Annotated in this window: 11 protein-coding genes and 1 pseudogene; 7 read left to right on the top strand and 5 right to left on the bottom strand. The window is 41.4% G+C overall.

The window, feature by feature from the left end; genetic code table 11:
• Positions 1-540 carry a GNAT family N-acetyltransferase gene (locus HWE15_RS09440; protein WP_290507275.1) on the top strand — a complete coding sequence of 180 codons (540 nt, stop codon included), beginning with the start codon at positions 1-3 and terminating at the stop codon, positions 538-540.
• A 13-nt stretch (positions 541-553) separates the two neighbouring features.
• On the opposite strand, the gene HWE15_RS09435 is transcribed toward HWE15_RS09440, so the two are convergent.
• From HWE15_RS09435 to HWE15_RS09425, 3 genes are all read right to left on the bottom strand, one after another.
• Positions 554-1,123, bottom strand: a complete 570-nt coding sequence (locus tag HWE15_RS09435) for an outer membrane beta-barrel protein (RefSeq protein ID WP_290507274.1) — start codon at positions 1,121-1,123, stop codon at positions 554-556.
• A 170-nt stretch (positions 1,124-1,293) separates the two neighbouring features.
• Positions 1,294-1,887, bottom strand: coding sequence for a hypothetical protein (locus HWE15_RS09430; RefSeq protein ID WP_290507273.1), 594 nt, complete (start codon positions 1,885-1,887; stop codon positions 1,294-1,296).
• A 98-nt stretch (positions 1,888-1,985) separates the two neighbouring features.
• Positions 1,986-2,555: an outer membrane beta-barrel protein gene (locus HWE15_RS09425; protein WP_290507272.1), complete on the bottom strand. Its 570-nt coding sequence runs from the start codon at positions 2,553-2,555 to the stop codon at positions 1,986-1,988.
• Positions 2,556-2,691: 136 nt separating this feature from the next.
• Between HWE15_RS09425 and HWE15_RS09420 the strand changes: the two genes are divergently transcribed.
• Positions 2,692-4,302 (top strand): AraC family transcriptional regulator, encoded by a 1,611-nt coding sequence (locus HWE15_RS09420; protein ID WP_290507271.1) that lies wholly within the window; start codon positions 2,692-2,694, stop codon positions 4,300-4,302.
• A gap of 139 nt (positions 4,303-4,441) precedes the next feature.
• A complete protein-coding gene (locus HWE15_RS09415; protein ID WP_290507270.1) occupies positions 4,442-6,877 on the top strand; it encodes a prolyl oligopeptidase family serine peptidase in 2,436 nt (811 codons plus the stop codon).
• Positions 6,878-6,989: 112 nt separating this feature from the next.
• On the opposite strand, the gene HWE15_RS09410 is transcribed toward HWE15_RS09415, so the two are convergent.
• Positions 6,990-7,772, bottom strand: a complete 783-nt coding sequence (locus HWE15_RS09410; protein WP_290507269.1) for an undecaprenyl-diphosphate phosphatase — start codon at positions 7,770-7,772, stop codon at positions 6,990-6,992.
• Between the two features lie 156 nt (positions 7,773-7,928).
• Here HWE15_RS09410 and HWE15_RS09405 point away from each other — a divergent pair, with 156 nt between their 5' ends.
• The 3 genes and pseudogenes from HWE15_RS09405 to HWE15_RS09395 all read left to right on the top strand — a co-directional run bounded on the left by HWE15_RS09405 (position 7,929) and on the right by HWE15_RS09395 (position 9,582).
• The gene (locus tag HWE15_RS09405; protein ID WP_290507268.1) at positions 7,929-8,381 is read left to right on the top strand and encodes a DUF1569 domain-containing protein; all 453 of its coding nucleotides are present in this window, start codon (positions 7,929-7,931) and stop codon (positions 8,379-8,381) included.
• A gap of 59 nt (positions 8,382-8,440) precedes the next feature.
• A complete protein-coding gene (locus tag HWE15_RS09400) occupies positions 8,441-9,094 on the top strand; it encodes an energy transducer TonB (protein ID WP_290507267.1) in 654 nt (217 codons plus the stop codon).
• Positions 9,095-9,103: 9 nt separating this feature from the next.
• Positions 9,104-9,582 (top strand): annotated as a pseudogene (locus HWE15_RS09395) (copper resistance protein NlpE).
• Between the two features lies 1 nt (position 9,583).
• Here HWE15_RS09395 and HWE15_RS09390 read toward each other — a convergent pair.
• The gene (locus HWE15_RS09390; protein WP_290507266.1) at positions 9,584-10,516 is read right to left on the bottom strand and encodes a hydrogen peroxide-inducible genes activator; all 933 of its coding nucleotides are present in this window, start codon (positions 10,514-10,516) and stop codon (positions 9,584-9,586) included.
• A gap of 167 nt (positions 10,517-10,683) precedes the next feature.
• Between HWE15_RS09390 and HWE15_RS09385 the strand changes: the two genes are divergently transcribed.
• Positions 10,684-11,976, top strand: coding sequence for a Gfo/Idh/MocA family oxidoreductase (locus HWE15_RS09385; protein ID WP_290507265.1), 1,293 nt, complete (start codon positions 10,684-10,686; stop codon positions 11,974-11,976).
• Positions 11,977-12,062: the final 86 nt, after the last annotated feature.

Raw genomic sequence — 12,062 nt, 5'->3', positions numbered from 1 at the left:
ATGCCCCCATTCGAAATTAAAGAAGTGCATATTTCTGAATTGAAGGAATTACTTCAGTTTGCCCGAGATTGTTTTGTGGATACCTATGCCAGTCAAAACACAGCAGAGAACATGAGTCTTTATTTAAAAGAGGAGTTTTCAGAAGAAAAAATCCTAGAGCTTTTGAATGAGCCTAATGTTAAATTCTTTTTCGCACTAAACGGAGGTGAAATCATAGGATACCTTCAGATCAATTGGGGGAAAGCACAGAGTGAAAACTTGGATTCATCAGTTGAAATCGCCCGGATTTATGTCAGAAAGGATTTTCAAGGAAGAAAAACTGGAAGCTTGCTTTTGAAACAGGCTCTTCAATTTGGAAAAGAATTAGGAGCAAAATGGCTTTGGTTGGGAGTCTGGGAAAAGAATACCAAGGCGATGGATTTTTATCAAAAAAACGGGTTTCAGATTTTCGATCAGCACATTTTCAAACTAGGTTCCGATGAACAGTTGGATTGGATGATGAGAATAAAAATTGAACAGGATCGGGATGAAATTTCTTGAAAAAAAGGTCCTTCTAAAGCTTAAGGCGAAAGCCAGCATTGGCAAAAAAACCATTCGTCCTGCCAAAATCTATACTTGCAAATTGAGTTGAAATATTAGTCACAGACCATTCATAGGACAAATCAATAAACAGGAAAGAAATATTTAATCCAGTGCCGGCAAATACTCCCCAATTGGTCGATTGAAGTTCATCGCCAAAATCTTTTTGATCAAGAAGGAAGAAGACTGAAGGTCCACCGAATGCCCGCCATGCTACCGAAGATTCTGAGTTTCCAACAAGATACATCCCAAGATTTAGGGGGATTCTAATTCCTTTTAATTCAGGAAACTCAACTTGTATGTTTGGTGAAGAGCCTTGATTGAACTCTAGATTTTTACTTGTATAAAAAATCCCTGGCTCCACATACATTTTCTCGCCCCCAAACTCAACACCAAGACCTACCTGCCATCCGCTTTTTCCATTTAAGACATCCTCTGATGAACTGACATTGGAAAAATTTAATCCCCAACTAGGTTTAAGTCTTTGAGCGGAAAGGGAATAAGAAAAGAACAAGAGGCATAGGGAAGCAAGAACGATTTTCATAGTGAGGGGATTGGGAAGTGATAATCTTAAGGTAATGGAAAATCACGGAAAATGATCGGTTTTCCATTCTAATGAAAAATATATACAAAGGCCTACAGGATATCCTAGGTCTAAAAATGCTCGGAAAGGGTGTGTTGATTGTGAAAGAAGAAAAAAATCTATAGGCCGATTTAAAAGCTGAAGATATTATTGCTTTCCCATTCAAGAATTTTTGATAATTCATCTATAGAAGAGCCATAAACTTCCAGAGTAGAAGGATTCGAAGGATAGGTTTGTCCATCGAAGGTTACTAATCTATTTTCGCTACCACTGTATAGGATCAAATTCTTCCATCCATTGGTAGATTCTTGATCTATAAATACTGGGTATTTGACTACGGAAAATCGAGTGATTACATCACCATGATTAGTGAGCAAAAGGAGAGTACAACCTCCTGATCCACAGAAATAAGGTCCGGCAAGACCTACCAAAATTTCTTTATTTCCATCAGCATTCAGGTCTACCTGATCATACATGTATCTTCTGTCGAGGGAATCCAAAAAATCACCAGCCAGCTCTTCTTGGAACAGATCACCAAGTGTCAATTGGATCAGTCGCTGAATATTTTTCTGGTCTTCTTCTGTGAATGTTTGAGTTTCCTGAGAATCACCTGGCTCTTCAGAGATGATTTCGAGCTCATCCGCTAAATCCTCTAATGATTCAGAAGGCTTACATCCCCAAAAAAGAAGGAAAATAAAAATTAAATTTATAGGGTAGTTTTTCATATGGTATTAAAGGGAATGGTATTAAAGGGAACCTGAAAATTCAGGTTCCCTTCAGGTTAGTGGTTACTATTACGAACTCGATTGTTTTATCCAAAAGATTAGAACCTCAAACCTGCTGTAAGAAAAATGCCTTTTGATTTACCGATGTCGATCTGATCAATATCCTTTTGCACATTTGATAAAGACCACTGATAGGAGAAGTCTATATAAAATAGGGCAATATCCAAACCAGCACCTGCGAAAACACCCCATTGCGGAGACTCGATTTCATCTTTGTCGAAGAATTCACTACTGGTTCCAGTTACCAGAAATCCGGATGCTCCACCAAAAACCCGAAGCCCAGCGAAAGAATCTGCATTTCCCAATACATCCAAACCTACTGCTACTGGAATCCGGAGACCACTGTAGGTGAGGTCCGTTACAGGCCCACCATTTGCAGTTGTGAATTCAAAAGAATTGGTTTGATAAAATACTCCAGGTTCAAAATAAAACTTCTCTCCGAAGGCCACGCTAGCACCAACTTGCCAGCCTGCTTGTCCTTTGGCGTCTGTTCCCTCACCACTAATATTGGTGAAATTTAATCCAATTCCCGGCTTCACTTGGGTTTGAGCCTGAGCACCCACTGCCATCACAAATAGAGCAGCAGTCAAAATCCATAATTTTTTCATGTTAAAAGGTTTTTAAAATTATCGATTGAAAATTTCGGCATTCCGAATCGATAACATGATTTTTTAATTTCAAAAAATATTACAATGACTGTTTTTTTTGTTAATCTCGTTATTTTTAACTGTTATAAACAATGAAATGAGGCTTCTTCTTACTCTTTTAAGCTTTTTGTTACTTTGGAATTCTGCATTTTCTCAAGATACTCTCTTTGTCAATAAACATCAGTTTATTAGCCCGGTACAAAATGTATTTGATGCCGAGGGGCGGGTTTTTGTAAAAACTACAGGGCAATTATTTCAATTAGAAGGTGATAATTGGATTCCTTTCGAACAGCAATTCTCAAAACCTTACGTTTTCTTTAAAGACAATTTTTATGAGTCCGATTTTATTCCCAATTCGGAGCTTTTTGATATTTATCCTATCAAGGAACTTGTCCCGCAGCGGGGTAAATTTATAGCAACTGCGGCGAGAGTAGGATCCAGGTTTTTTGTAGCAAGCGGCAGTGAATTATTCGAATATGAAATTCGGGATCACTACACCAAAACCTATCACAATAGGTCCATTCGGGACATCTTTCTGGAGGACAGTTTAAAAGTAATTTCTACTTATTCGGGGATTTACGTAAATGATACCATTCGGTTAAAGGAGATACTTTACTCCAACGGGCCTTTATCTAAAATAGGTGGCAAGTATTACTTTGCTTGGGATGAAATCAGTCTTTTCTTCCCACCTGATTCCGTTTTTTTAATTCCAAACGGAACAAGCCGCTTTTCAGGAAAAGCCAGAAAGATCATTTCTTCAGGAGAAGATCTTTACACGCTGCATACTCAGGCTGTCTCAAAAGTTCTTCCTGGTTTTGAACTCCAACCCATTCACCAAGGACTAGAATATCTAGATTTGGAAGAATTTCAGGATGGTTTAGTATTCTCAACATTTCAGGGTGTCTGTCTGAAATGGGATGGGAATCGGATCGATACATTAGCCGTTCTCCCTGCAAAAGTCAAAGATATTTATCCTGTTGGGGACAGACTCATTTTAAGTTCAGATTCGGGGGTTTTTGAATGGAAAGACGAGGAAAATGAACCGAAGAAACTGGCTGACACCCCCTTTGCTGTCATGAGCACATTGGACGATTTTAACAACTTGTGGATAGCTACTGAAAATGGGCTTTACGTCTTAACGCCTGATTTTCCAGACCCTGTTATCATCATCCCCAATGTGGAATTTAACAGGGAAGCACTTCTTCTTCAGAGTGAAATGCTCTATGCAGGGGCAGTGGATGGTCTCTATACATTAAACACCTATGAAATTGAAAAATCCTACTTGCCTAATATATTAAATACGCTCCAAGTATCGAAAAATGAGCGAAAATCCATGTGGATAGTTGGTGCTTTTATTTTGGTTTTCATTTCTGTTGGAGGGTACCTATTTTACATGAAAAAGAAAAAAGAACGGGTCTTGAACCTTAGAAAATCCGGAGCTGAAGAATGGAATTTAAAAGATTTGGAACAGAGGGTGATTCAAGAGAAAATACTCACCGTTGAGGGTCTAGCCACTGCCTTGGATACCAATACCGTTCAACTCAACCGCAACTTCAAAAAAATGGGCATTACCCCAGGTAAATTCCTAAAAAAGGTAAAATTGAAGCAGGCAAAACAACTCCTGGATTCAGGAAGTAGTATAGAAGAGGTGTCAAAATCAATCGGATATTCTGAAAAGCTGATTAAAAGTGAACTAGGTCGGGATTAAACATATTCCCAAGTTTCATTTGGTTAAACAATCAGATAAAATACGCTTTCTATCCCTTTAAACATTCCGTTAACCATACACGGAGTTTTCCGGATCGAGCAAGGTGAATTATAGTATTTTTCTAAAAAACTAAATCTATATGAGCCCACAATTAAAAAAGCTTTCCCTACTTATTTTATTGGTTTGGGGAGTCTTTTCAGGACTTCAGGCCCAAATCACTTACCAAACCCCTCCCAAAGCCATTGCGGATTTGGTAAATGCACCGAGTACACCTTCCGTGGTGTTTTCAGAAAATGCAGATTGGATGCTGCTCCTAGAGCGGGCAGACAATCCATCGATCGAAACCCTTTCCCAACCTGAGTTGCGGATCGCAGGCATGCGAATTAATCCTGCTACCTCCGGACCTAGCCGAATTCGAGGAATCGAAAACCTGAAAGTTCGGATGACCCGATCCGGAGAAGAAATCCAGATCAAAAACCTACCTGCAAATACCTCCATTGGAGATATTGCCCTTTCCAATGATGAAAAATACCTGGCTTTTACCCACACCGAGTCCAATGGAATCAGCTTGTGGGTGGTGGACTTAAACACATTTGAAGCGAAAAAATTGACCGATGCTATCCTTAATGATGTCTATGGCAATGTGATGACCTGGACTCCGGATAATCAGATTTTGATCAAGGCGGTCAATCCATCCCGAGGAAGCATGCCTCAGGCGCCATCAGCACCTGCTGGTCCGATTGTACAGGAAACATCAGGAGATGCTGCACCTAGTCGAACCTATCAGGATTTGTTGAAAAACCCATATGATGAGCAATTATTCGCTTATTTCATGGACTCTCAGCTGATGATGATCAGTCTGGATGGTACCAAAAAAGCAGTAGGCCCTACTGCCATGATCAAATCCTTTGACCTTTCTCCGGATGGAAAATACATCTTGGTGGATATTATCAAAAAACCTTTCTCTTACTTAGTTCCTGCGGGTAGATTCCCATATGATGTGGAAATCTGGTCCAGTACCGGTCAAAAAGTGAAAACTTTTGCCCAGATTCCTTTGGATGAGGTAAGGCCTACTGGTTTCGATGCAACTGTCACTGGTCCCAGAAGCATCAACTGGCGAGCAGATAAAGGTGCTGTTCTCTACTGGGTAGAAGCCCAAGATGGTGGCGATGGAAAAGTAAAAATGGAAAATCGAGAGATTGTCTATACACTCGCAGCCCCTTTCACAGGTGAAAATCAAAAATTGGCAACCACATCCCTGCGTTTTGGTGGAATAGCTTGGTCTACCGATGATTTCGCAATTTTAAATGAGCGCTGGTTTGGTGCCCGACGAGAAATCCGCTCTGTCATCAATCCTTCCAATCCTTCCCAAGGGAAACAAGTCATCATCGATCGCTCTTACGATGACATTTACAATGATCCGGGGGACCCTATTTACGAGACCAATGAGTTTGGTAAAAATGTGTTGAAAAGAAAAGGGGATTTGCTGTTTATGACTTCCGAAGGAGGAAGCCCAGAAGGAAGCATGCCTTTCCTTTCTACTTTCAATGTAAAAACCAAGGAGCAAAAAATACTTTGGAGATCACAGGCCCCTTACTACGAGCGAGTAGTAAAAGTAGTCGGTGAAGATGCTACGGAATTTATCACGCTAAAAGAAAGTACAGATATTCAGCCAAATTACTGGATGGTCAATACCAAAAAGCGAATTGCACCAATGCAAATCACGGATTTCGCCCATCCTTATGAGGGTCTCAAAGGAATCAATAAGCAATTGGTTAAATACAAGCGAAACGATGGCTTGGATCTTTCTGCAGTAATTTACACGCCAGAAGGATATAATCCGGCAACTGATGGTCCGCTGCCTGTTTTGATGTGGGCATATCCACGGGAGTACAAATCTGCTGAAATCGCGGCTCAAGTAAGAGGTTCTAAATATCGCTTTACCCGATTGAGCTGGGGCTCTCCGATCTATTGGGTGACACAAGGCTATGCTATCATGGATCAAACCGAGATGCCCATTGTAGGTGAAGGTGATCAGGAACCTAATGATTTCTTCATCGAGCAATTGGTAGCAAATGCTGAAGCAGCGATTGATCACATCGTCAGCTTAGGAATCGGTGATCGCAATCGAATTGCTGTAGGTGGGCATTCTTACGGTGCCTTTATGACGGCCAATTTGCTTTCGCACACGGATTTATTTGCTGCGGGCATTGCCCGAAGTGGTGCCTACAACCGGACCTTGACTCCATTCGGATTCCAGTATGAACAACGTACCTATTGGCAGGCACCGGAGGTGTATTTCAACATGTCTCCATTCTCGTTTGCACACAAAGTGAAAACTCCGATTCTCTTGATTCATGGACAAGCGGATAATAATTCCGGAACCTTCCCAATTCAGTCGGAACGTTATTACAATGCCTTAAAAGGTCATGGAGCTACCGCAAGATTGGTATTCCTACCGCATGAAAGCCATGGCTATGCGGCACAAGAATCCATCCTGCATACTTTGTATGAAATGGATACCTGGCTGGAGAAATATGTGAAAAACCGAAATCAAATCGATCGGTCTAAATAAAAGAGGCAGAAGATAAAAAGTAGAAACCCTCCCCGGCATGAGCTGAGGAGGGTTTTGTTTTGCAATATTAGTTTTACAAAAGTGACAGTTTTTTGTTAATTGTATTTTGCAATCAACCTAAATCCGTTCCCCACATCAAGGCAAGGAAAAGAATCCCCAGGACAATTCGATACCAGCCAAATGCGGTAAATCCATGATTGGAAACGTAACGGATAAAAAGCTTTACAGCAATCCAAGCGGAAATAAAGGCCACACCTGAACCAATCGCCAAAAGAATGATTTGCTCTTGGGTAAATGCCAAATCTGACTTGATTAAGTCATAACCACCAGCAGCCATCATGGTAGGTACCGCCAATAAAAAAGAAAACTCAGTGGCCTGTTTTTTATCCAACCCATTAAATACTCCACCAATGATCGTGGCAGCAGCCCGGGAAGTGCCAGGTACCATAGACAGGCATTGAAATAGCCCGATGAAAAAGGCGTTTTTGTAGGAAATATCTTCCACTTCCGAAAGATGAGATGTTTGGTTAACCACCTTTTTGTCAATCAAAATCAAAATCACACCCCCTAAAATCAACGAAACCGAAACCACCACGGGATTGAATAAATACCCCTTGATGATGTCATAGGCCAGCAATCCAACGATAGCAGTAGGAATGAATGCTGCCAAAAGTTTGAAATAAATTTTCAGGCCCCGGAAAAATCGTTTGATGTACATCAGGGCAATGGCTAAAATGGCCCCTAGCTGAATAAAGACCTCAAAGGTTTTCACAAATTCATCATCATGAATGCCCATGGCGGTAGATGCCAAAATCATGTGCCCGGTAGAGGAAATTGGCAAAAACTCCGTCAGTCCTTCAATAATGGCAATGATGATCGATTGAAAAAGCGTCATAATTGGAATAGTTTGCCGGCAAAAATACAAATCCATAAGGGACTGCCTAGAATTTTTTACAAGGAGGGCTTTTTTGGAAAGGAAAAATAAATCTACAACTTCATCTAATTCTTTCCATTTGGAAAAAACAATTAAAAAACCCAAAATCACCAGCCCATGAAAAATATTTTTGAAAAGCCTGTCACCGATGAACTTATAGCCCGAATTGAGTCCCTCAAGCCCGATTCGCAACCCATTTGGGGGAAAATGAGTGTGGATCAAATGCTAGCCCATTGTGCTATGGCTTATGAAATGGCCTACACTGATAAGCATCCCAAACCTAATGCAGTGATGCGGTTTTTACTCAAAACCTTTGTGAAATCCGGAGTAGTCAATGAAAAGCCTTATCCAAAAAATGCCCGAACGGCTCCTGTTTTTATCATCGCGGACCGCAGGGATTTTGAGAAAGAAAAGAAAAAATTAATTGACTACATCAAAAAAACCCAAGAACTGGGGACCTCCTATTTCGAAGGAAAAGAATCTCCTTCCTTCGGGACAATGACGGCAAAGGAATGGAATAATTTATTCTACAAACATCTCGATCATCATTTGACTCAATTTGGTGTTTAGTTTTTTACTTATTTTTTGGAAAAAATTATATTGTTAGTACAACATTGAGTTAACCTAAAATGCGTCCTATCAGACTTCTGATTCTTATTTTCACTGCTTCTTTTATCTTTTCCTCCCCTGTCTTGGCTCAAGAAGCCCAAGCTTCCAATGGTGCGTTGAAAGTTTGGGAAAAAGTTCTGGCATCTCATACCCGGTATCCCACTGCCGATCTAAGGGCAAGAAAAAGTGGATTCATCATCTTGGATATCAATTTTGACGAGGAGGGCAATATCTCTTCCTATGAAATTGCTGAGACCAAATACAAGGAAATGCAAAAATCCGCTGAGACAGCCTTGGAGAATGCCTTGGAACTTTGGAAACCGGAAATGCTGGGGGATCGAAATCGGGATGAAACCTATCAATTGATCTTCAATTTTGAAATGATTGATGCCAATACTCCTGATGAGGCGATTGAAGCGGCCACGAAATACATTTACAAAGGAAAACCTGAAAAAGCTCTAAAAATTGCAGATCGCCTGGTGACTCAAAAGCCTTTTGAACCAACCTATCTGGAGCTTCGGTCCCAGATCAATCGGCAACTTGGAAATGAAGAAGCGGCAACCGCTGATCTTTTGGAAAACCAGCGGCTTCAGGAAAAAACGCTGGCAAAAATCGATATCAAAGTCTTTGGAGTAGTCAGTACTCGAGTAGTTCAGGGGACCGTAAATTTTTAAATTGGGATTATGAAAAAACTCAGCTACTTATTTATCCTTCCCGCATTTATTTTGCTTTCGTGCCAAAAAGAGGAGAAAAAAACGGTGGAAATTACTGAAGAAATCACCAAGACTATCGAAATAGAAAGGGATGATACGATTAAAAACCAGATTCCAATTGGGGATACTTCTCAAAATGCCCTAGACTGGAACGGAACCTACAAGGGAACCCTTCCCTGTGCTGACTGTGAGGGAATCGAAACGGAACTTACCCTAAACTTGGATGGCAACTACCTCTATAAAGCCACTTATTTAGGAAAGGGAGTCAAGGTTTTGAAATTTCCGCCCCTTTCCAATGGGATGAGACAGGTTCCATGATAACTCTTCTGGAAATGGAAGGAGCACCCGGAAAATATCAGGTAGGAGAAAACCAGCTATGGCACCTCGATGAGAATGGAAATCGCATCGAAGGGGATTTGGCGGACCGTTATATTTTAAAGAAGCAATAGCTTATTTGAAGCGCACAATTTTCCCATGCGCCTTGGAAGTCATTTCTTCAGGGATAGCGGCTGAAATCTCATTAAATAGCAGCTCTACCAATTTTTGCTTCAAAAAACTTCGATTCAAAATGATACTTACCTCCCGGATGGGAGCTGCTCCCTTAAAGGGACGAAGCCTGGCTTTTTCTTCTCCAGAAAGATCATGCGTTGCCAATTCTGGAAGTAAGGTCACGCCTTTGTAGCGATTTACCATATTCCGAAGGCCTTCCAAAGACCCACTTTCGTAATGAAAATTCTCCGGTCCACTTGCAGTCTGATCACAGAAATTTATCACTTGATCCCGGAAACAGTGTCCTTGCTGCAAAATCCATAATTCATTGGACTTGATTTCATCAGCTGTTATTTCCTTTTTCTCTAAAAGTGGATGATCTTTTGACAGGTAGGCATAGAACTTTTCGTAAAACATGGGTTTTTCCAAAATACCTGGTTCATCCAAAGGTGTCACAATAATCCCCAAGTCCAACTCATCATTTTTCAATCGCCGCACTACCTCTTCAGTCACCATCTCCTGAACTTCTAGCTTGACATTGGGGTACTTTTCCAAAAATCCCCGGACAAAAAGGTGTAACAAGTAAGGAGCTAGGGTTGGGATAATGCCCAGTTTGATAGTACCTGAAATATCCCCCTTCAACTGGGCGACCAATTCGTAAATACCCTTGCTTTCCGAAACCACCCGCTTGGCTTGGGCGATTACCTGAACTCCAATTTCAGTCGGGATAACAGGCATCTTGCTCCGATCAAAAAGAATTACACCCAGTTCCCGTTCCAACTTACTCAATTGGGCACTAAGGGTGGGTTGTGTTACAAAACAGGATTCGGCCGCATGGCCAAAGTGCCGGTGCTTATCCACGGCAATCAAATATTCGAGCTGCTGAATCGTCATAAGGGACCTAAATCTGAATCCCTAAGTTAGAAAAACCTCAAATAGTTCAACCCCCCATTGGACATTTTCATATTTCACTTAGAAGAATGCCTTTTATCAAAAAATAGTCAAAAAATTCTTCGAAATACTTAAATTCCAATGTTTTCAACCCAAAAAACCAATAAGCTATGGCTATTTCCAGAAGAAAATTTTTCTTAACCAGCGCCCTTGCAGGGGCAGGATTGACAATTGCTCCTGAGTTTTCCTTTGCCAAAACCAAGCGTACATCTTTTGGCAAAACAGTCCGACTCGGCTTCATCGGTGTAGGCCGACAAGCCATGGGCTTGCTAAATCGTTTTATGCAACTCCCAGAGGTGGAAGTCACCGCTGGAGCAGATGTGTATGAAATTAAACGAACGCGATTCGAACAGCGAGTCCGAGCTGCATATGCACAGCGAGGTACTCAACCGCTCAGTTTAAAAGTATATGACGACTATCGAGATCTATTGGCCAGTTCGGAGGTAGATGCCGTTGTGATTGCAACACCTGATCATTGGCATGCCAAAATCGCCATAGACGCCTGCAAGGCCAAGAAGGACATCTATCTGGAAAAACCACTGACTTTTACGGTTTATGAGGGACAGCAACTGGTGAAAGCTGTCCGTGAAAATGGAACCGTACTCGCAGTAGGGAGCATGCAGCGTTCCGCAGTCAATTTTCAAACAGCCGTTGCTCACGTCCAAAAAGGAAGCATTGGTAAAATTCAAGAGGTGCTTGTACATGTGGGAGATAACCCATTCCCAAAACCATTTGACTTAACTCCTGAAGCAGTTCCTACAGGGCTTGATTGGAAGGCATGGTTGGGTCCCCTACCTGATTTACCTTACCACCCTAACTTAAATCCCCCCATTTCATTGGATCCAGTAGAAAATGAGAAGCTTTGGGCCGCTTGGCGATGGTTTAAAGAAACTGGCGGCGGACTAATGACTGACTGGGGTGCCCATATGGTTGACGTTGCTCAATGGGGTTTGAATCAGGACCGAAAAGGTCCCGTTGAAGTCATTCCTCCTATGGGTGATGCTCCGCTCACCTATCGTTTTGCCGATGGTATCCCGATGAAAATTACTTCCTTCGATGAGGGCCGTCAGGGAGTGAAATTCATGGGAGAAAAAGGATGGATCAAGGTTTCGCGAGGAAATTTCGAAAGCTCTCTTCCAGAAATCAGCCTTGAAAAAAACGATGAAAATTTCAATTATTCCCAACATTACATCGACTTCATCGAATCCATTCAGCGACGGAAGGATCCTATCGTACCTGTAGAAATTGGTCATAGCACCTGTACTTCTTGTACGATTGGAAACATTGCTAAGGAATTGAACCGGCCACTCAAGTGGGATCCGATTTTGCAGCATTTTGGGGATGATTTTGAAGCCAATACCAAATTGCATTACACGTATCAAAATGGGATTTCCCTACGCTAGTAGGAATTCCTTATAGTTAAAAATCAGGTTTTCAAATTCCGATAGAGAGCCTTTTATAATTAAGGCTCTCTTTTTATTTCTAACCC

The organism is Algoriphagus sp. (genome assembly GCF_013373065.1).
Taxonomy (GTDB): domain Bacteria; phylum Bacteroidota; class Bacteroidia; order Cytophagales; family Cyclobacteriaceae; genus Algoriphagus.
The sequence above is the reverse complement of the archived record's forward strand: the minus strand, read 5'-3'. Positions and strand labels throughout refer to the sequence as shown.